The sequence below is a fragment of the Microcoleus sp. ARI1-B5 genome, from assembly GCF_036705795.1.
GTDB lineage: Bacteria > Cyanobacteriota > Cyanobacteriia > Cyanobacteriales > Microcoleaceae > Microcoleus.
Window position 1 is genome coordinate 167,144 of the sequence record NZ_JAUBVK010000001.1, and the last position, 19,839, is coordinate 186,982.

17 protein-coding genes are annotated in these 19,839 nt (G+C 48.0%); 7 read left to right on the top strand and 10 right to left on the bottom strand.

Annotated elements, in window-relative coordinates:
- The first annotated feature begins 427 nt into the window (after positions 1-427).
- From QUB63_RS00760 to QUB63_RS00775, 4 genes are all read left to right on the top strand, one after another.
- On the top strand, positions 428-1,414 hold the full coding sequence (locus QUB63_RS00760) for an adenylate/guanylate cyclase domain-containing protein (RefSeq protein ID WP_332942851.1): 987 nt from the start codon (positions 428-430) through the stop codon (positions 1,412-1,414).
- A 193-nt stretch (positions 1,415-1,607) separates the two neighbouring features.
- The gene (gene psbU, locus QUB63_RS00765; RefSeq protein ID WP_332942852.1) at positions 1,608-2,042 is read left to right on the top strand and encodes a photosystem II complex extrinsic protein PsbU; all 435 of its coding nucleotides are present in this window, start codon (positions 1,608-1,610) and stop codon (positions 2,040-2,042) included.
- Positions 2,043-2,528: 486 nt separating this feature from the next.
- Positions 2,529-4,193 (top strand): L-aspartate oxidase, encoded by a 1,665-nt coding sequence (nadB, locus tag QUB63_RS00770; protein ID WP_332942853.1) that lies wholly within the window; start codon positions 2,529-2,531, stop codon positions 4,191-4,193.
- A gap of 24 nt (positions 4,194-4,217) precedes the next feature.
- A complete protein-coding gene (locus QUB63_RS00775; protein WP_332942854.1) occupies positions 4,218-5,192 on the top strand; it encodes an alpha/beta fold hydrolase in 975 nt (324 codons plus the stop codon).
- Positions 5,193-5,230: 38 nt separating this feature from the next.
- Here QUB63_RS00775 and QUB63_RS00780 read toward each other — a convergent pair whose 3' ends face one another.
- The 5 genes from QUB63_RS00780 to btpA all read right to left on the bottom strand — a co-directional run bounded on the left by QUB63_RS00780 (position 5,231) and on the right by btpA (position 12,423).
- Positions 5,231-6,046, bottom strand: a complete 816-nt coding sequence (locus tag QUB63_RS00780; RefSeq protein ID WP_332942855.1) for an alpha/beta hydrolase — start codon at positions 6,044-6,046, stop codon at positions 5,231-5,233.
- 167 nt (positions 6,047-6,213) lie between these two features.
- Positions 6,214-6,474 carry a hypothetical protein gene (locus tag QUB63_RS00785; RefSeq protein WP_332942856.1) on the bottom strand — a complete coding sequence of 87 codons (261 nt, stop codon included), beginning with the start codon at positions 6,472-6,474 and terminating at the stop codon, positions 6,214-6,216.
- Positions 6,475-7,408: 934 nt separating this feature from the next.
- Positions 7,409-9,544 carry a CHASE2 domain-containing protein gene (locus tag QUB63_RS00790; protein ID WP_442921743.1) on the bottom strand — a complete coding sequence of 712 codons (2,136 nt, stop codon included), beginning with the start codon at positions 9,542-9,544 and terminating at the stop codon, positions 7,409-7,411.
- Positions 9,545-10,169: 625 nt separating this feature from the next.
- Positions 10,170-11,096, bottom strand: a complete 927-nt coding sequence (locus tag QUB63_RS00795) for a vitamin K epoxide reductase family protein (RefSeq protein ID WP_332942858.1) — start codon at positions 11,094-11,096, stop codon at positions 10,170-10,172.
- 439 nt (positions 11,097-11,535) lie between these two features.
- Positions 11,536-12,423: a photosystem I biogenesis protein BtpA gene (btpA, locus tag QUB63_RS00800; RefSeq protein ID WP_332942859.1), complete on the bottom strand. Its 888-nt coding sequence runs from the start codon at positions 12,421-12,423 to the stop codon at positions 11,536-11,538.
- Between the two features lie 372 nt (positions 12,424-12,795).
- Here btpA and QUB63_RS00805 point away from each other — a divergent pair, with 372 nt between their 5' ends.
- Positions 12,796-13,782, top strand: a complete 987-nt coding sequence (locus QUB63_RS00805) for an SGNH/GDSL hydrolase family protein (RefSeq protein WP_332942860.1) — start codon at positions 12,796-12,798, stop codon at positions 13,780-13,782.
- Positions 13,783-14,108: 326 nt separating this feature from the next.
- Here the strand turns inward: QUB63_RS00805 and QUB63_RS00810 are convergent, their stop codons facing one another.
- Positions 14,109-15,161, bottom strand: coding sequence for a Gfo/Idh/MocA family oxidoreductase (locus tag QUB63_RS00810; RefSeq protein WP_332943256.1), 1,053 nt, complete (start codon positions 15,159-15,161; stop codon positions 14,109-14,111).
- A 559-nt stretch (positions 15,162-15,720) separates the two neighbouring features.
- Between QUB63_RS00810 and QUB63_RS00815 the strand changes: the two genes are divergently transcribed.
- Positions 15,721-16,401, top strand: coding sequence for a PEP-CTERM sorting domain-containing protein (locus tag QUB63_RS00815; RefSeq protein ID WP_332942861.1), 681 nt, complete (start codon positions 15,721-15,723; stop codon positions 16,399-16,401).
- Positions 16,402-16,412: 11 nt separating this feature from the next.
- Here QUB63_RS00815 and QUB63_RS00820 read toward each other — a convergent pair whose 3' ends face one another.
- Genes QUB63_RS00820 through def form a run of 3 tightly spaced genes read right to left on the bottom strand, consistent with a single transcriptional unit; the run spans position 16,413 to position 18,570 of the window.
- A complete protein-coding gene (locus QUB63_RS00820; RefSeq protein ID WP_332942862.1) occupies positions 16,413-17,750 on the bottom strand; it encodes a PrsW family glutamic-type intramembrane protease in 1,338 nt (445 codons plus the stop codon).
- Between the two features lie 59 nt (positions 17,751-17,809).
- The gene (locus tag QUB63_RS00825; protein ID WP_293187114.1) at positions 17,810-18,010 is read right to left on the bottom strand and encodes a hypothetical protein; all 201 of its coding nucleotides are present in this window, start codon (positions 18,008-18,010) and stop codon (positions 17,810-17,812) included.
- Positions 18,010-18,570: a peptide deformylase gene (gene def, locus QUB63_RS00830; RefSeq protein WP_332942863.1), complete on the bottom strand. Its 561-nt coding sequence runs from the start codon at positions 18,568-18,570 to the stop codon at positions 18,010-18,012. The genes QUB63_RS00825 and def overlap by 1 nt, the downstream gene beginning before the upstream one ends.
- 101 nt (positions 18,571-18,671) lie before the next feature.
- Here def and QUB63_RS00835 point away from each other — a divergent pair, with 101 nt between their 5' ends.
- A complete protein-coding gene (locus tag QUB63_RS00835) occupies positions 18,672-19,184 on the top strand; it encodes a DUF1648 domain-containing protein (RefSeq protein WP_332942865.1) in 513 nt (170 codons plus the stop codon).
- A 104-nt stretch (positions 19,185-19,288) separates the two neighbouring features.
- Here QUB63_RS00835 and QUB63_RS00840 read toward each other — a convergent pair whose 3' ends face one another.
- On the bottom strand, positions 19,289-19,744 hold the full coding sequence (locus tag QUB63_RS00840; protein WP_332942867.1) for an aspartyl protease: 456 nt from the start codon (positions 19,742-19,744) through the stop codon (positions 19,289-19,291).
- Positions 19,745-19,839 lie beyond the last annotated feature (95 nt).

Genomic DNA, 19,839 nt, shown 5'->3' on the forward strand with positions numbered 1-19,839 from the left:
CCAAGGCTTTGTTGATTTCTTCAAAAACCGGAAGTTAAGCAACAAATCTTAAAGATACCTGGTGTTAACAACACTCGGTCTGAGCACGAGAGCCATTTTCCTGTTTTTTCGGGGCAACAGAAGCATAAATAAGTTATATTTTGGCCAAAAAGCAGCAAATTTAATTCCCCAGATACATCTTTGGGGTGAAAAATATGACACTTTGGCTTAAGATCGAACCATAACTACCGCAGCGCTGGCGATCGTCCGCGCGGTTGGGCAATCCTGCGAAAGGTTCGGTGCATCGACGATCGACTAAACAATTTGAGATTTTAGAGCAGCCAATTTGAGGTTTTTTACCAGCAATCTCAGTTATAAGCCGCGCGGTAAAGTTAAGATTTAAAGTTGAAAACCTCAAATCGGTTGACTTGATGTTGTTTCTAGGGCTGTGGTGACTTTGCAAGCCAATCCACATTTGTTACTTCGTACAGAAAGCGGCAATCGCTACTTGCCGCTCTCCGGCAGCAATTGCTGGACAGTAGGGCGGAATGATGACAATAATTTTGTATTGACCGATCGCTGGATTTCCCGCAATCACGCGATGCTACAGCAAATGGAGACCGGAGAGTTTTACCTGATCGACTTGGGAAGCCGCAACGGTTCCTTTGTCAACGGGCGGCGGGTGAGCATTCCTGTCACGCTCAGAAATGGCGATCGAATTATTTTCGGTCAAACCGAGTTGGACTTCCATCACCCAACAGCAGGCCGCCGGCTCGATCGCATACACGACACAGACTCGGAAGATTTTACGGCGACTTTGACGGTGCGCAGCCTGATCAGCGTCATGGTAATGGACATCCGAGACTTTACAGTTTTGACCAGACAGCTAGACGAAACTCTGCTTTCTGAAGTCATTGGGAATTGGTTCCGCAAAGCAGGACACATCATTCGCGAACACGGCAGTTGGGTGGACAAATACATCGGCGATGCGATCATGGCTGTCTGGTTCCACAAACCCGACGGTGTTAGCAGCGAGGAAATGATGCGGATTTGCCAAGCTTTGAGCGAACTGCACAAGGCAACAGACGAACTCAGCAGCCGTTACCCCCTGCCTTTTCCTTTGCGAGTCGGGGCTGGAATCAATACCGGTTATGCAATGGTGGGAAATTCTGGTAGCAGCGACCGATCGGACTACACCGCCTTGGGAGATACTGTCAACGCAGCATTTCGCCTGGAATCTTGCACCAAGCAACTCGGCAAGGATATCGCCGTAGGAGCAACCACCTACCAATACCTGACCCAATTGGGGGCCCAGGACGCTTTCGAGCAGCACACTGTTGCTTTGAAGGGTTACGACACTCCCAGCGTGACTTACGGGGGTACTTATACTGACTTGAACGCTTTTCTGAAAACCAAAGGAAAGAGTTCCCGATAGCTAGAAAATTGGGGGCGGGCCCAAAAATTAACCGAGCGCCTCGATCCATATCATATATTTACCGCACTGTCAATAGGTAAATGTAAATTTTGTTAACAGTCCTCTGCTTGCTGCGGATTTATCTGAAAAACTGCATAAGCAAAATGGTAGTCTCTACATAAATGCTGTGTATGAAATTGGGAGACAAAACTTCATGAAACGATTGGGTCGTCTATTGGCAGTATTGGGCTTAGTGCTGGGCTGCTTTGCATGGGCTGGAGACACGAGCGCGATCGCGGCGACCTTGAGCCGCATCGTCTTGCCATCATCCTCGCTCATAGCGGTTGAAGCTCCGGCTAGAACCAATCGCGCCGATGACAAGCTTGCCACAGAATACGGCAAAAAACTTGATTTGAACAACAGCGCCGTCCGGGACTTTCGCGAATTTCGAGGGCTGTATCCCACTTTAGCTGGACAAATTATTAAGAATGCTCCTTACGAAAAAGTTGAGGACGTACTCAACATTTCAGGGTTGACGGAAGCTCAGAAAAAGGTGCTGCAAGCTAACCTGGACAAATTCACCGTAACTGATGTCGAATCAGTCTTTATTGAAGGAGACACCAGGTTGAATAACGGTCTCTACGACTAGATAGCAGCGGGCCTCTTTTGAAGGCATTCGGTAGAAGTCATGAGTCATTAGTCATGAGTCATTAGTCATGAGTCATTAGTCATGAGTCATTAGTCATGAGTCATTAGTCTGAACTAATTTTTTGTTAATTCATGAATTATGGCTTAGGGCTTAGGGCTTAGGGCTTGTGGGTTCTGGCTTCTGGCTTCTGGCTTCTGGCTTAGGGCTCCGGCTGATGAATGCCGAATGCCTTGAAACAGGATCGAACCCAAAGACGGATACAAGGCTCCGATGTTGTGGAGAGCCAAAAATTTTAGATATTAGTTTAAATCCAGATTCATCTGTAGATGAAATTATTCAATTATTCAATCTAAAATGGACAGTTCCCGCCCCTCAAGTCATCTGTAGAGTCAAATATAAAATCGACAGTTATATTCCCCAGATTAATCTGTAAAGTTAATTTTAAAATCTAAAATCTAAAATCTAAAATCTAAAATCGCCCGACTTATGACTGACAAATTTGACGTATTGGTGATAGGTGCTGGCGCAGCCGGTTTGTACACGGCACTTTGCCTCCCAGAACATTTGCACGTGGGCTTGATCAATAAAAATATCTTGCCTGTTTCTGCCAGCGATTGGGCCCAAGGAGGGATTGCTGCGGCGATCGCCCCTGAAGATTCTGCAGCGCTGCACGTTAAAGATACACTGGCTGCAGGAGCCGGTCTTTGCGATTTGGAGGCGGTGCAATTTTTAGTAGAAGAAGCTCCTGCTTGCATAGACTCCCTCGTAAAAATGGGCGTTGCATTCGATCGCACCGGCCCAGATTTAGCCCTCACCCTAGAAGCCGCCCACTCCCGCCGCCGAGTTCTCCACGCCGCCGACACTACGGGCAAAGCCGTTATCAGTACCCTGACAGCAAAAGTATTGAGCCGCAAAAACATTCACCTCGTATCCCCTGCCTTTGCTTTGAGTCTGTGGCTAGACGACGAAACCGGGCGCTGTCAGGGGATTAGCTCGATTTGCGGCTCACAAGTCAAATGGCTGCAGGCCCAAGCCGTGGTGCTGGCGACAGGCGGCGGCGGACAGGTTTTTGCTCAAACGACCAATCCGTCGGTAAGTACCGGGGACGGGGTAGCCATTGCTTGGCGCGCCGGGGCGCTGCTGCGAGATTTAGAATTTGTGCAGTTTCACCCGACGGCACTCAGCAAAGTGGGCGCGCCTCGGTTTCTCATTAGCGAAGCGGTGCGCGGAGAAGGAGCTCATTTGGTTGACAGCAAGGGATATCGCTTTGCTTTTGATTCTCACCCCAGCGGGGAACTCGCCCCTCGCGATGTTGTCAGCCGCGCTATTTTCCGCCACTTGCAGAAGACGGGGGAACCTCACGTTTGGCTGGATTTGCGCCCGATTGCGGTCGATCGGCTGCGCTACAGGTTTCCGAATATTATTCAAGTGTGCGCTGATTGGGGAATTGATATTTTTTCCGAACCGGTGCCCGTGACGCCCGCCGCCCATTACTGGATGGGAGGGATTGTGGCTGATAAGTTCAACCAAACTTCGATTCCGGGTTTGTACGCGGTGGGAGAAACTGCCAGCACGGGGGTGCACGGCGCTAACCGGTTGGCGAGCAATTCGCTGCTGGAATGTCTGGTGTTTGGCGCGCAAATGGGACTTTTGCAGGTAGAAGGTGAAAAGTCTAAGGCATTCCCCGATGATGAAGATGCAGGGGAAATCTTAGAAAAATCGATTTCACAACAGGATATTCAGGCGATCGAAAAGTTGCGGGTAGAATTGCCGAGTTTGGTGTGGCAGAGTGCGGGAATTTGCCGGGGAATGCGCGATTTGGAAAGTGCGATCGTCCAAGTTGAGATTTGGCGGCAAGAATTTGCTTCTTTGGCTTTGAGTCAAGCACTTGATAATTTACGGCCCGGACAAATTATTGATTTTTCGCCGGCTGATGCGGAGAATAGCTCGGTTTTGCGAAATTGGGGGGAAGTGGGCAATTTATTGGATATTGGCTACTTAATTCTCAAAAGTGCTGCGTTTCGCACGGAAAGTCGCGGCGGTCACTACCGGGTGGACTATCCCCTGACCGATCCGGCTTGGTGCAGTCACACTTTAATCCAGAACACCCATTGGTACAAAGAAAGCGTTAGAACCACACAAGCCCTATAAGTGTTCGGATTTAGTGATTAAACTATGGCGCTAGTAACGCACCGATTCATCAATACAAATGGCATCAAGATGCACATTGCCCAACAGGGTTCCGGCCCGTTAGTCGTTTTGTGCCACGGCTTCCCAGAATCTTGGTATTCCTGGCGGCACCAGCTAACAGCACTGTCCGAGGCAGGTTACCACGTCGTAGCGCCAGATCAACGCGGCTACGGTCAAACCGATCGACCCGAACCTATCGAAGCTTACAACATTCTCGAATTAACCGCAGATATTGTTGGTCTTGTTGATGCCCTCAATCAAGAACAGGCGGTCATCGCGGGTCATGACTGGGGGGCTGTTGTTGCCCGGTATTGCGCCCTGTTAAGACCAGATATTTTTAGGGCGATCGTTCTGCTGAGTGTCCCTTACAAGCCCCGACTTTGGACTTCCATCCGTCCTACAGAAGCGCTGAAACGCATGGTAGGCGAAAACCAGCAGTTTTACCAGTTGTATTTCCAGGAACCAGGATTAGCCGAGGCCCAACTCGAAGCAGATGTCCGCAAGACGATAAGCATCTTACTCTACTCCGGTTCGGGAGACGCACCGCCCCAGCATCGATTGCGCCCTCTGTTCAGTAAGTCTGAGAAGTTTCTTGACACTGGCGCCCTGCCACAGACGCTTCCTGCTTGGTTAACCAAACAAGATATCGACTTTTTTACAGGCGAGTTTGAACGAACAGGTTTTCGAGGCGGGCTGAACTGGTACCGGAACTTAGACCGATCCTGGGAACTAACAGCTTTTCTGAGTGGGGCGAAGCTGCGCCAGCCTGCACTTTTTGTAGCAGGGGAGGAAGACGGGGTAATTGCGATGAACCGAGACGCTGTTGATGGAATGGGGCAAACAGTGCCGAACTTGAAGAAGAAGGTTTTGTTGCCGGGTGCCGGACACTGGATTCAACAAGAGCGTCCAACTGAGGTTAATCAATTGCTGATGGAGTTTTTGGCTAGTCTGAATATCTAACTGGATGCCATATTTCCGCAATGTCTCAACTCGCAACCCTAAGTAAAAACGGCTCTTAAACCTCTACTAATTGTGGCTGGAGTAACGGATACATGAGTCTCGTCCTCAAACATATGTGTTATCAGTTCCAAATTCTGATATTGCCTATCTTGCATTATCCCAGCCATCTCCTGGAAACCCGCCACCATGCGATCGCTTTCACAAGAACCTACTGACATGAACACCTTTGCTGATAAACGGGTGTTGTTAGCCGCAAATTCCTTTTCATAGTTGAGAATCGCTGATTCGTCCCACCATACCGTCGGGCTGCCAATGATATAGCGCCGGAAAGTATGAGGTTGGTGGAATAACGCATAAAGTGCGAACAAACCACCAAATGAACTACCGCAGATAGCGCTATCTTCAGGAATAGTTCTGTAAGTTGTATTGACAAAAGGCATTAGTTCTTTGCCAACAAATTGGAGAAAATTGGCTGCTCCACCTGAACCAACATATTCGGGAGCATCAGGTTGTACAGCTTTGAAAGTTTTTTGGTACCAGGTATCAACGGTGGTGATGGTATAGTCTCGCGTCCTGAAAGCTGCTGCCTCTGTAAAACTGTCGATCGGATAGCCAATACCGACAATGATAATTTCCGGTATTTCCTTAAGCATTGCCAGAAAGCGAGCTGTTTCTGTAACTGTTCCAAAAACTGCATTAGCATCTAGCACGTAGAGGACAGGATAGGCTTTGTCAGAATTAGCGTATGCGTGCCCCAGAGCAACAAAAATTCGGAATTCTTGCTCCACATTTGATGACCGTAGTGAGTGTATCTCTGTATCAGGAATTGTGACCTGCGGACGTTGTGTTGACATATGTTTTATTAAAAATGTTTTATTGAAAATCCCGCGCAGTGTCAATAGCTGTGAGGCTACGGACTGCGCTTTTAACCGTCAATCGCTTTCCATCCCGTGTCTAAAGCTAGGGCCGACAAATCTCGTTGATGGTGAATGTCCAGGAGTAAAAAATTAAAAAATTGGGTTCAGCGCGTCCCCGTACCGTCGCTTTTGGGACTCCCGTCGGGGTCTGGTTCGTATTTTTTTGGGTTATTTGGAACCCGAGAAGTTGGCGCAACTGTCAAAACTGTGGAGGTCGATGGCGTCGGGCCGCGCAAGCTACGGTCTGTTGTTGAGTTGCTGGTTGAATTGCCAGCAAGTAAGGCGGCATTGGCGATGCCGATCGTATTCACTTGCAGGCACAGAGCCAGGGTTGCCGTGGTTGTGAGTCCAATCAAAGTACGCATAGTATTCACAGCCTTATTCAAATCACCGCAGTAGATGCACGTCTGTACCAGCTATTATATCTATGAATTTACGTAGTTCCACTGAGCTCTTTACATTTCCTTTAATTAATTTTTGTAAGTTTACGTAAACCCTTTTAAATCAAGGCTTTTTGGCGATGTTAATTTCGCCTCCGGTCTCCTACTATTTTCGATTTTTGATTGACAATTTTCGATGGAATGATATCATGTCCGGTCGATATACAATAACAAAAACGGTTTGTAGTGTGGAATGCGAGTCCGCTATTTTTTGCGGACTCGCATTCCACACGTGCGTTCTATCCGAGCGCCGTCAATCGACCGGACATGGTATGACTTATTGCATAAGGATTGGGAGCGCGAACCTGCCCTTGTATTCTTTTTGTAAACTAATCTCAATTTTTTTTAATATTTTTTAACATTGAGATGACACGGCAGTTTGCTCTAATAAGTTTCATATTTTTGGTAAGTCTATCTAATGACAGATGACAGATGACAGATTAAACAATTTTAAATTTAAAAATTTGGAATTTATTATAACTATCGTAGTTTCGTGCTTGCCTGCAGTTGCATTCTTTTTTTAAACGGGCATAACAACCGCCCCAGACGGTGAGGACGTTCTCGCATTGCTGAAACCCTCGGATCTCGGACTTCTTTTTACCCTCCGAGCGAAGCCGTTATAGCCTAATACGCGATTGTTAAGACTATTAAGAGAGTCAAAACGATGTGAAAAATAGATACAGAGATTGCTTTCATGTCATCGCGTTTATGTATAGCGTTCTTCGCTGCGAACAACCGCTGCTAACAATCGCGTATTGCGTTATAGCCTTCTTCCTTCTTCCGACTTCCTTCTTCCGACTTCCTTCTGACTGATGGCTGATGACTAATGACTAATCACTAATGACTTCTTCCTTCTTCATCAAGAAAATTGATATTGATTTTTACCGAGATTCTTAGCACGATACATCGCAGTATCGGCATTTATGACTAAATTTTGTGGCTCTTGACCGTCAATTGGATACAAACTAATCCCAATACTCGTTGTTACAGAAACTGTATGTTCTTCTAAAATAAAAGGCTGCATGATAGCGGCGCAAATTTTTTCGGCTACTTTCGCCGCTTCCTCGCGACCTGGAATTCCGGGCAGAATGACTGTGAACTCGTCGCCGCCCAACCGCGAGATAGTATCGCTGCCGCGCAAGCATTTTTTAAGCCGACTGGCAACTGCTTTTAAGAGCAAATCGCCGACATTGTGTCCGAGAGTGTCGTTGATTGACTTAAATCCATCTAAATCTAAAAACAGTAAAGCTACCAATTCCTGATTGCTGGAAGCTCTTTCTAGAGAGGAATGCAAGGATTCGTGAAACATTTTGCGGTTGGGCAAACCGGTGAGAGCATCGTGATATGCTTGGTGGCTGAGTTCGGCATTTTTTTGCTTGAGGGCATCTTCCAGGCGCTTGCGCTCGGTCATATCTCTGATCGCTCCGACTAAAAATAGGTTGCCGGCAGCATCTTTGTGCAGGGATCTTTTAGTCGAAATTAGATGCGTAATTCCGTGAGCGTCGGTAAAATATTCTTCATTTTCTCGCGGCTGGTGAGTTTGCAATACTAATTCGTCTTGCTGCCAAAATATATCGGCTTCGGCTTGGGGAAATAAATCGTAATCTGTGCGGCAGATTAAAACTTCCAAAGGATAGCCGATAAACCGACAATATGACTGATTCAAAACAACCCAGCCGTGATTTCTATCTTTGACAAAAATCGGGTCGGGAATTGTATCGATCAGCCATTGTAAAAATTCTTTAGACCGTTTGAGTTCTTCTTGTAAGTGAGCCAGATAACCCACAACTGCGGCGCCAGAACCCAAAAGACTGAGGATTGGAGGAATTAACGGCACCCACCAACCTGCCAAACAGACTATGTATAAACTGGCACTCAGACCGATACAGATACTTGACAAACACCAAGCCGATCGCCCGAGCGATCGCAACTTCCAGCTCACACTGGCTCCCGCCCACGACCACAGTAAAATCCACAGCAACTCCGCAGCCTCGGGCAAAACTTTGATACCCTCGCGCCCGTCGAGGGCTGCACTCAAAATTTGGCTCAAGAAATGAGCCTGAAGCTCGACTCCGGGTATTTGTTGGGGAGAAGCAAACAAACCGGAGCTGTAAGCATTTTGGTGAAAGTCTTTGAGGCTGGGTGCAGTTGAGCCGATCAAGACAGCGCGCGATCGCACAAAATCAGTCGGTACTTTGCCAGAAAGCACGTCGCTCATTGATGCAGTGCGGAAACTGCCTCGCGGGCCGCGCAGGTTGGCGAGAATTTGATAGCCGCGGCTGTCCGATCGCACGTAAGCACCATCATTCGGTTTAAAACGCCGAAACACCCCCTTGCCTAACTGCAAGTATTTAGGATTGACTTTTGCTGGTTCTGGGGAAATCCCTTCGCGATCGAGGTAAAGCAAAGCCATTCTCAGCGCGAAACTTTCATGGGTTTTGCCGTCGAGAGGCCAAGCGTAGAGCAAAGTTCGGCGCACTTTTGAGTCAGCGTCGATGACAACGTTGTTGAAACCGATGCGCGAGAGCTTGTCAAGTACCGGAGGCGGGCGAACTCCGAACCTGGTTTCGTCTGGCATCAACTCAATGCCGATTAAGTTGGGAATAGTTTTAAAAGTTTTGAGCAATTCGGCGTTACCCGGTTGAGTTGGCAAATCTCGGTAAATGTCGAGGCCGATCGCCCGCGGCGAAGCAGCGTACAATTTTTGGAGCAATTGGGCCAATACAGCATCGGAAATTGGGTAGCCGTATTTTTGCAAGTCTGCTTCGTTAATTTCTACAATCACGATGCGCGAGTCAATTGGTTCGACGGGCCGCCAGCGCACAAAGTGGTCGAAAGCAGCCCATTCCCACACCTGCAAAAATCCGAACCAGCGCAGTACAATCACCGTACCGGCAACGGCACTCGCAGTAATTAATACTCGGCGTTCTCGATCGAGCCATTTTTTGATAGTTTTTAGCATATTTTGGGGATTTTCGCCTCGCCCCAAGAGCATCTAAGCTACTACTAGATATAGCTTTTACATCTGGGGGCGATCGGGTCGATTTGAGATTTTGGATTTGAGATTTTAGATGCTCCAATTTTTGGGTTTTTCGGTGCGGGCGAGCGGTGGATTTTAGATTTTAGATTCTAGATTTTAGATTATCCAATTTTTGGGTTTTTCGGTGCGGGCGATCGGGCTGCAACAGCAGAAACCGGGTTTCTCAACCCAAATATGTCATTTCAACAATGAGTTTGGAAGTAGAAACCCGGTTTCTTGAGTTTTGGTGTAAAATTCCTAGTATTTATTCGCCCACCTAATAAACAGCCACAACTTGTTTTAAACTTTTTCTATCTAACTAATTTTTACTAATTTTTTATTGATTGTAGATGGCATATTTTAGATTGATTTCGCAGCCGGAGACAACGATAAACTAAGTTTAAAAGGGAGCATCTCTGTTTGGCTTTTTGAGGATTGCGAGCGGGACGATCGCTAGGTGTATACAAGCTGTGTTGTGTTCTTAAACTCGCACTCCTCAAAAAAAGCTTTTTACTCTCCCAAAGAGATGCTCCCGTTAAAAACCAGGATATTTACTCCCAAAAAATCTAAAATTTCCCATCTAAAATCTCAAGCTTTACTGTCAGTTTTGAAAGTTGCGCGGCCCGGTGTAACCGGATAACTCAGCGAGTTTCTCCAAAGATTGCGTCCCCGAATAAAACTGACCTTTAATCTCCCAAGTCGGGAAACCTTTAACATTCGCAGCAGCAGCTTGGCAAATTTCAGCGCGGGAATTTTGCCCTCTGGGATCGCATTCAAAATAATCAATTATTTTGGCTGCTTCTTTGCCGAACAGGATTTTTTGGTCGTGGCAGTGGGGACACCAGTAAGCGCCGTATTCTTTAGCGCCGATTTGTCGGAGGTGGCGCGCCAAAGCAATTTGTGCCGGGCCGGAGGTTGTAGTGACGGCAGGGGGTAGAATTCCGGGGGTAGAAGAAACAAAAGGAGCAGGTGAGCTGACGCTGTTATACAGTCCCAAAGCGCCGATCGAACTCACCATCGCCACCAAAATGCCTGTAAACACCAACTGTCCGATATCTTCCCACTCGCGGCCGACTAGCACCAGCACCAACAGCGACAGGGAAAATACGGCGGAACTGATGCAGTAAATGCACAGATCCTTAATTTCAAAAGCCATCAAATACATCAAATAGCTGCTGAAAATTACCATCGCAGCGGTGATGATAAATAGCGCTTGCCAAGTTTGATTTTCTAGTTGAGAGTGCAGTCCTTTCTTAGTTTCGGGGTTGACGGCTTTGGGAGCCCATGCCAGGATTGCTATGCTCAGGTAAGCCACACAACCTAATAAACTTAAAGGCACTGTGCCAAAAACTGTAGCGTAGGGACTGTTGAGAACTTTGTCACAGCCGCTGGTGGGACAAATGACTGAGCCTGTCGTGAATTTAGCGATCGTCAGATAGGCCGTTTCTACGACGCCGATGGCTGCGATCGCTGCGATCGCAGTCCTAGACCAGCGATGAATCCAAGGGGTTGAACGTCGGCGAATCATTTTTTGATTTGGTAATTAATTGGTCATTGGTTATTGGTCATTGGTCATTGGTCATTAGTCATTGGTCATTGAGAATTGAGAATTAGTCCTTGAGAATTAAGAATTGAGAATTGGTGCTTTTTTCATGGTTAGCTTTTAGTTTTCAGCTATTACCAATTACCACTTACCAATTACCACTTACCACTTACCAATTACCAATTACTAATTACCAATTACACATTCCCCAAAGCCGTGTCAACTTAATGTCAAACGTAGTGCCGGTCTGCTATCTGACAATGAGGCTCTGATCCCCCCTAGCCCCCCTTCTTAAGGGGGGAACCGGAACCGATCAAAGTCCCCCGGGAGGGGGATGCGAGGGGGATCTGGCCTCGAATAAAAGCGAGATGTCTCAGGTTTCATACTTAAGTTGACACGCTTTGCCCATTCCCAATTACCCATTTTACGTTTTACTTCCGACTTTGCCCGGTTCCGGTGTGGGCCCTCTTGAGCCATTAGTGTCTCTGTTTTCCTGTTCGCGCTCTTTCTGGGACAAGCTGCGGCGGGCGGCTTCTACAAACTGACTGACGCGGATCGGATCGATCGGCTGCTCGATGCGCCCGTTTCGCTTTAGGGAGCTCGAAACAATTACGCCGTCGGCGGCTTGCATGAGGGTAGAAATGTTCTCCCACGAGGCGCCGCTGCCGATGAAAACTGGAATTCCCGCCGCTGCTGCACTCGCGAGTTCTAAGTCTTCGAGATTGGGAGGGCTGCCGGTTGTCCAGCCGGAAAGGATTACGGCGTCGGCTAAAGCGCGCCCGATCGTCTCAGAGACTGCTGTGGTCAAGTTGGGGCTGCCCAGGGGTCGCCCGTGCTTGACTAACACGTCTGCTAATATTTTGACATCGCTGCCCAATTCCCGGCGGTAGCGCAGTAGCTGGTGTGCTTGGCCTTCAATTAAGCCTTGGTCTGTAGCCATGATGCCGTTGAGGACGTTGACGCGGATGAATTGGGCTCCCGTGCAGGAGGCGATGGCGATCGCGCTGTGGGCGTCGTTTCGCAGCACGTTAACGCCGATCGGCAGCGTCACGAGATTGGTTAGCCTCTCGACTACCAGAGTCATGGCACTTACCACAGCCGGATCTACGCTGTCTTTGGCAAAAGGAGCGTCGAAAAAGTTCTCGACTATGATACCGTTTGCGCCGCCAGAAGCCAGCGCTGTAGCCTCTTGCTCGGCTCTTGAGATAATAGCTTTGAGGTTCCCGCCCCAGCGGGGAGAAGTTGGCAAAGGCTGTAAATGTACGACACCGATTATGGGATTCGGCGTTTTGAATATTTGTTTTAAGTCCACGGGTTTCCTGAAACCACCAAGTTCACTGACGGCTGACGGCGGGTTTTGACGGTATATTCTAGAATTCTATATCCACGGGGGCGATTCGGATGACTCAATCGCGCCGTCAAGTTGCTAAAACCCCGAATTCAGCAGCAGTTAGTCGATTTTAGATTTAAAATTTTAGATTTTAGATTTGACTCGCAGCATTGCAGTCTGGGAGATTGAACTGTGGATTTTCCATTCTCCAGGTGAGATTGACTCTGCATTGGGAGCTTGAACTGTAGATTTACCCCACACATGAATCTGGGGGCTTGAACGGGAGTCTAAAATTTTGGGAGATCCACGACGATTGTACGTGGCACGGTATCCGTTTTCGATCGAGGTTAATTGTTGAAAGTTGTTCTGATCGTTTTGGCCCTCACCTCCGGATTGTGGGCAGCAATCGAAGTGCTGCTGCGGGTGCTGCTGGGTTTTGGCAATCCCTTGATTTACATTGCCGATGCCGAGTGCGGCTATTTGTTGGCGCCCAACCAGAGGGTGCGCCGCTTGGCTAACCGGATTGAGATTAACGAGTATTCGATGCGTACTGGAGCGATCGCCCCAAGTCCCGATCCCGAAACTCTGCGCGTCTTGCTGTTGGGAGATTCTGTCGCCAACGGCGGTTGGTGGACGCATCAGACAGATACCATCTCGGAAATTATGGCTCGGCTGTTGAGGCTGCAAGTACAGCATCTGGCGAGCGATGCACAATCAGGTGCAAAAGTCAACTATTCGGATTTTGAAGTTCTCAACGCCTCAGCCAATTCTTGGGGGCCGAGGAATCAACTGGCTTACGCCAAGCGGTTCGGTGTTTTTGGAGCAAAGGTTTTGGTGTTGCTGCTGAATACGGACGATTTGTTTGCATCGGCTCCCTGTGCTCTGGTGGTGGGGCGCGATCGATCTTATCCCTCGCGCCAACCTCGATCGGCCACACTAGAGTTATTGAGCCGCTACCTGCTACCAACAGTGCCGGGGAGCCAATTTGCAGCACCCTCCCCCGAAAGCGGGGATCTAGTCGGTTGCAACTTAGAAGCTATTTGCCAAATCCAGAAAATAGCTGTATCCGCCAACGTCAAGTTTTTGCTAGCCGTGACGCCCAAGCGGGGCGAATTCGGCGACTCGGGCCCTCGCGACTGGGAAGTCAAGGCTAGAGAGCGTCTCGCCGAACTCGTCGAACGCGAGAAAATTACTTACATAGATTTTCTTCCCATTTTCAATTGTGCGGCTCAAATTTCAACTTTGTATAGAGACAGCATTCACCTCAGTCCTCAAGGAAATCAGCTAGTTAGCAAAACGATCGGTCGTCAAATAGTTGCTCTTTTTTCGCCTAAATCGTGACTTCACCCAAACATAGATACTTGCCCCCGACTTAGGTTGGGGAGAGCAAAAAAGTTTAAACCTTAGTTCAAGCCCCTAGATTCAAAGCTGCAAGTCAATCTCAAATCTCACATCGACAGTTTAATCCCCCAATTAAGGATGTGGAGTCTATCTCAAACTTCAAATCTCACATCGACAGTTTAATCCCCCAATTGAGGATGTGGAGTCTATCTCAAATCTCAAATCGACTGACATCGAATCCGGTTGCGCCCGAACAGTTACTCTAGAAGAGCGAACAACAAACCCAAACTGTAGAAGCACCCGGAAACGACACGATTTGTCTAGATTTAGCTAACTTGCAAAGTAGGCTCTAGCTCTTTCGGATACCAAGCTTGACCGTCGAGAGCCATTTGCTCGATCGAACTCGCAAGCCGCAGAGCTTTGAGAGCTTGTTCTCCTCCCACAGAAGGCTGATTTCCACCCCGCACGCAATTAATAAAATGCTCCAATTCTGCGTGGAGCGGTTCAATATTGCTGGTGTAAACTTTCTCGATCAACCCATCTTGACGGTAAAGCACCTGACCGTAATCCGTCACGTAATTGGCGGTTGTTTGTCGGTGAATCAAGATTTCGTTGTTGAGAAAATCTGCCTCTGTCAAAGAATTCTTGCAGTGAGCCGCGATTGAACGGAGTTTGCGGTGCGTCACCTTGCTGGCAGTCAGAGTGGCGACAATGCCGTTAGCAAAGTTCAGCGTCGCTGTCACGTAGTCTAAATAACCTGAATCTGAGGCCCTGCTGCCGCTGGCTGTCAGCTTCACCACTGAGGAATCTGCCAATTCCAGGAGCAAGTCGATGTCGTGGATCATTAAATCCAAAACTACCGATACGTCGTTAGCCCGCTGGGAATAGGGACTCATCCGGTGAGCTTCCAATGCCAGTAGCTCTTCAGTTTTCAGCACTTTGCCGAGTTCCTGAAAAGCTGGATTGAAGCGCTCGATGTGACCCACTTGCAAAATCCGGTGGGCTTCAGCAGCCGCATTGACCAAAGATTCGGCTTCAGCAATGCTAGCCGCGATCGGCTTTTCAATTAAAACGTGAACACCCGCTTGGAGACAAGACATCCCCACAGGGTGGTGCAGGCGAGTTGGAACGGCGACGCAAACTGCATCTACGTGGGCGAGCAAATCCCGGTAGTCTTCAAAGAAGCGAACCCGGTATTTGCTTGCTACATCAATTCCCCGCTCTACATTTATGTCTGCAACACCCACAAGTTCGATATCTTTGAGCAAGCTCAGAACTCGCGTGTGGTGCTGGCCCATATTGCCAACCCCAATGACCCCAATGCGGAGGGGTTCGGGTTGACTTCGGTGGGCGAAAACGTTTGCGTATCCCAATGACATCCTATCTAGCACTCCTGGATTCTCCTCCACCACAGGAATCAAGCCCGTTGGCTTCCCTAAGCTACTCACAGCCATCCAGATAGTACCACAGTCAAACTATTTGTGAAGAATTTCTAAGAGAACGAAGAAGGCAGACGGCAGACGGCAGACGGCAGAAGGCAGACGGCAGACGGCAGAAGCGAGACGGCAGATGGCAGGTGGCATCCGGAACCCGATCGAATTTTTGGGAATTGCGTATTGACAAAATTCATGAAATATGCACCTAAAATGCGTGAAGCGTAGCTATCCCTATTGGCCCAATCGCCCGCAGCATCGTCACCACAAAAACCCGTAGAAATATTTTTGTGGGACGATCGAACATTTCTCTTGTTTCGGTCAAAAATTAAGAGTTAACAAGTAACAAATCATACAAACTTTGTCCGGCTCGCATCCGTAGTAATTCGAGATTTAGATTTGGCAATGTTTGAATTCAAAAGAATTTATGTTAAGAATGGGCATACTTACTGGCGATCGCCCAGTGCAATAAACTACGCTTAGGTAAAATCTGATGAGGCCAACCATGAATCAGAAACAAAAGCAGAGATTGGGAAGTACGATCGCCAGCACAATTTTAAGTTTTGCAGCGGTGTCAGTGGCTGGAGTTGACAAAGCACAAGCCGCCGTCCTCACCTACAATTTTCAAGTGGAACAGGGTGCAGGTAGTGGTTTTTTTAAGTTGAGTAATTCCTCACTGACAGGAATAGGAGCTGAACAAATTGCAGTTGGTGAGGGAAGATTTAACACCTTTATCACGGCCTCTGTCTCTAAAAAATACTACGATTTAGCAGGGGCTATAGCTTTATTTTTTCAAGGGGATTTTCGCGGACTGCAAACAGGCGACGGCGAAACAGAGATTAGAGAAATTGACCTTCCCGACGTACCAGGAAAGCCTTTTTACGTCAAATATGACAGCAGGGCATCTTGGTCTATGGCTACCAACGGGGTGAGCAGTCCTGATAGGTGGACATCTTATTTCTCGGGGTATCGTGAGACAATAATTAGCAACAGGGAGCGTGTTCTTGCCATAGACGGACGTAGAATTATCAACGATGCGAAGGTTTCTTACACCCTAGTGGATACCGCAGCCGAACCAGTTCCAGAACCAATCACCGCTGGAGGGACAGCTTTAGCATTGGCAGGTTTAAGCTGGTTAAAACACAAGAAAAAAATGGCTGTTTGGCGCGCGGCTGTTAACAATTAAGCACTCAGCAATCATTTTTCAGAAGATATTCGAGTTGCAAAATTTTGCGATCGATTCGGAGACAGAGCCCGGGCTTTCAAAATGGCGGCTACCAAAAACGCATAGGACAAAACTCCCACCAAGGCCAACAAAAGCACGCTGACAGCACCCGACGCATTCCACAAAGCATGAAGTGCGGAAGCGCTAAAATAACCTACGCCCAAAATTGGCCAGCGCTTCCTGGGTTTGAGGGCGCTCAAACCGATAAAATATCCCAAATAGCCGCTGTAAGCCATGTGTCCGGCTGCGGAGCCCAAAATTCGGGGAATTAGCAACTGCAATCCTACTAATTGTCCGGCTTCCGGCCCTGCTTGCAGGGTGACATTTTGGATGATATTGGGAACGTACTGCCCCAGAGTTTCTAATAGTGTAAAGCCGACTGCTGAAGCACTTCCTAACAGAATTCCGTCTAAAGGTTCCCAAACGCCGATGCGATCGCGCCACGGATTTTTGAGCCAATTTCCCAGGAGCAAAGCTCCCAAAACGGGCAAGGCTTTCAGCAATTCTTCCATTAGACCCGCCCCGAAGAACATTCTGATTAAAAAAGGCAAAAAACTAATTTCTTCGCCTTCTGCGGGCAAGCGACCGGGCAAAATCTCTCTGAATACTAATATAAATCCCATCAATAAGGGGCCCAGCAATATCAAGACTGTAGCTAAAGCTGTGCCGAGCAATACCCACCAAGGCTTGTGTTTGCCGCACAGTTGATATATGAAGTAGTAAGCGGCACCGGCGAGGTAAGCTGACAGCAGAAAGTTGAAGGCTGCGGAATTTCCGACGGCGACAAACATCGACACGACAAAAATAACTGTGGCAATACCTGGATATAAGTAGGCTTTTTGGCTTAATTGTTTGCCTGTGGAGGCGATCGGGAATAATTGAGTTAAAGTGAGAGCGTCTTTTTCACTGACTGCAAAATTGCCAGTTTTTGTGGCGGGGAATCGGGGTTTAGTTGGGTGTGGGGTTGCGGGAGATTCAAAGATGAATTCTGGGCCGTCTTGGCCGAGACTGATGCGATCGCCTGTTTCTAAAGTTTGGCAGCCTTCGAGCTTTTGGCCGTTGATATAAGTTCCGTTAGCGCTGTTGAGGTCGCAAATTTGCCATCTCGTCCCATTACCCTGAGTCAGGGGACGGACTGCGGCGTGGCGGCGGGAAACCATGCCGTGGGCGATCGACTCTAAAGCTATTTGACAATTGCGATCGCGTCCGATGGCCACTTCCCCGTATTCAGAAAGTTGGTACTTGGACGCTGGGCCTCCCGCAGCGCCTTTGGCGGGCACTTGTCGCAGAAATCCGATTTCATTAGTCATTAGTTATTAGTCATCAGTCATCAGTCATCAGTCATTTGACTAATGACTCCTAACTCTGCTTAGAGATTTGCTCTGGCATCCTGAACGGCTGCATAGAAAAATATGCCTGTGAGCGGTATGCTGAGGGCGAGGATGATGCCGGTAACTACGTTGCCGAGTTGAGCTTCTCCCGAAGATAGCTCAAAGATTGAGCCGACTGCGGCGATCGCAGTGATGCACGAAAGAGCTAACAATAAACCACTTTTTGGAGTTCCTGCCATCATACTGATTTTACTGCCTTTGGCGAAAATTTGTTCTTGACTAATTCTTCATTGAGTGCGAGCTTGTTTTCTACTCTATCTACAAACAGCACTCCGTTGAGGTGATCCATTTCGTGCTGAATCGCCCTCGACAATAAATCTGTCGCTTTCAGGGTTTGCGGGCGACCGAATTCGTCGCGATATGACACTTCAATGACTTCTGGGCGTTTGACTTCTAAATAGACTCCCGGAATGCTCAAACACCCTTCTTGTAAGATGCAGATATCGCCGCTGCTACTTTTGATGGTGGGGTTGATCAAAACCAATGGGGGTGTGGCGGGATTGTCCGGTTCGCAGTCGAGCACGATTACTTGTTTGTTGACTCCGACTTGGGGGGCGGCCAAACCGATGCCGTCGGCACTGTACATGGTTTGCAGCATTTCTCGGACTAGCTGCCGAATTTCTGCATCGACGCTGTTGACGCGCTTTGCTGGCTGCCGCAGGACGCGATCGCCTAAAGTGTGTATTGTTAGGGGCGGTTTTTCTAACTTTTTCTTTTCAACCAAAACCTGAGCCGTCATAAAACCTCGCGAGATGTTTGGAAATCCCCAACGATAGCTGCTGGGGGATGCAATTGGAACCAATACTATTATTTTCAATATTAATCTAATTTTAAGTAGCCATGACTGGAAACGCACCAAACCAACGGCCTGTTATTTCTCTGGGGCTTTCGCCTGCTGATTTGGCGGTAGAGCTCGCGGGGGCGATCGCCATTGTAGTGTCGATTTTGCCGATCGTACAATTTTGGGGGGTTTTGCCCGATCGGATTCCGATTCATTTCGGCTTGGGGGGGCAGCCTGATGCTTTGGGCGACAAGGTGATGATTTGGATGCTGCCGGCAGTGGCTGCTATTATTTTTGTGGTTTTAACTGCCGTATCGCGCTATCGGCATACTTTTAACTATCCGGTGCGGATTACTCAGGAAAATGCGCGCAGGCAATATCTCTTGGGGCGAAGCCTTTTGGTTTGGCTGAAAGCGGAGATTTGCTGGCTGTTTGCTTTTATAGTGCGGCAGCAAATTCTTGTGGCTTTGGGTAATGCTCAAAGGTTGAGCATGGAGTTGCTTTTGGGAATAATTGTTGTGATTTTGGGGACGGTTGGTGTGTATTTAGTCAAGGCTTACTTGGCTCGCTAGATGTATGGTAAATACTGTTGATGAAAATGGTTTGTAGTTAGGACTTTAGTCCTTTCTTATGAAATCTTGAATAAGGACTAAAGTCCTCAATACGAACGGATGTGCTAACTCATTAGATATGTTTGCTGACTGTTCATCGGCAATACTCGCAGTCGTTGATTTTTAAAATCGGGTTCTAAGCCTAGTCTTTCCATCGGAATTACGCCCAGCAAAACTGCATCAACTCCCTCGGGCATTTCCAGGCAGTCAAACACTGCTTGTCGCCCTTCAACTTCCAGCATAATATCTTGAAATATCCGCCCTTTTCTGATTCCCGCAGCAGTTTCTACATTGGTTTCTCCAAGCTGGATTAAACCCAACTGGCTGATAATGGGAGCTGGTAAGGCAAGCAGAGTGGCTCCAGTATCGACTAGAACTTTGTCGAGAGTGAATGAACGAATTTCACCCGCAGGAATGAACCCGCGCTCAGCGAGAACTTGATCGATGCGATTCGTGACGGCGATTGTTGTCAAAACTTGACCCATTTGTTTTCCTTGAAGATTGGGGAGTACCAGGGTCATATTATTTTACCTCTTTGAGTGTAATTACTGGATATTTCTATTGTAATGCTATCTAGAATCGTGCTTGGTTGGTTAAAATCGTTTTAGTGACCTGT

Bases quoted from the DNA above. Each gene is read 5' to 3' on its own strand.
- psbU (WP_332942852.1), top strand. From the start codon at position 1,608: ATGAAACGATTGGGTCGTCTATTGGCAGTATTGGGCTTAGTGCTGGGC.
- nadB (WP_332942853.1), top strand. From the start codon at position 2,529: ATGACTGACAAATTTGACGTATTGGTGATAGGTGCTGGCGCAGCCGGT.
- QUB63_RS00775 (WP_332942854.1), top strand. From the start codon at position 4,218: ATGGCGCTAGTAACGCACCGATTCATCAATACAAATGGCATCAAGATG.
- QUB63_RS00780 (WP_332942855.1), bottom strand. From the start codon at position 6,046: ATGTCAACACAACGTCCGCAGGTCACAATTCCTGATACAGAGATACAC.
- QUB63_RS00785 (WP_332942856.1), bottom strand. From the start codon at position 6,474: ATGCGTACTTTGATTGGACTCACAACCACGGCAACCCTGGCTCTGTGC.
- QUB63_RS00790 (WP_442921743.1), bottom strand. From the start codon at position 9,544: ATGCTCTTGGGGCGAGGCGAAAATCCCCAAAATATGCTAAAAACTATC.
- QUB63_RS00795 (WP_332942858.1), bottom strand. From the start codon at position 11,096: ATGATTCGCCGACGTTCAACCCCTTGGATTCATCGCTGGTCTAGGACT.
- QUB63_RS00810 (WP_332943256.1), bottom strand. From the start codon at position 15,161: ATGTCATTGGGATACGCAAACGTTTTCGCCCACCGAAGTCAACCCGAA.
- QUB63_RS00815 (WP_332942861.1), top strand. From the start codon at position 15,721: ATGAATCAGAAACAAAAGCAGAGATTGGGAAGTACGATCGCCAGCACA.
- QUB63_RS00820 (WP_332942862.1), bottom strand. From the start codon at position 17,750: ATGACTAATGAAATCGGATTTCTGCGACAAGTGCCCGCCAAAGGCGCT.
- QUB63_RS00825 (WP_293187114.1), bottom strand. From the start codon at position 18,010: ATGGCAGGAACTCCAAAAAGTGGTTTATTGTTAGCTCTTTCGTGCATC.
- def (WP_332942863.1), bottom strand. From the start codon at position 18,570: ATGACGGCTCAGGTTTTGGTTGAAAAGAAAAAGTTAGAAAAACCGCCC.
- QUB63_RS00835 (WP_332942865.1), top strand. From the start codon at position 18,672: ATGACTGGAAACGCACCAAACCAACGGCCTGTTATTTCTCTGGGGCTT.
- QUB63_RS00840 (WP_332942867.1), bottom strand. From the start codon at position 19,744: ATGACCCTGGTACTCCCCAATCTTCAAGGAAAACAAATGGGTCAAGTT.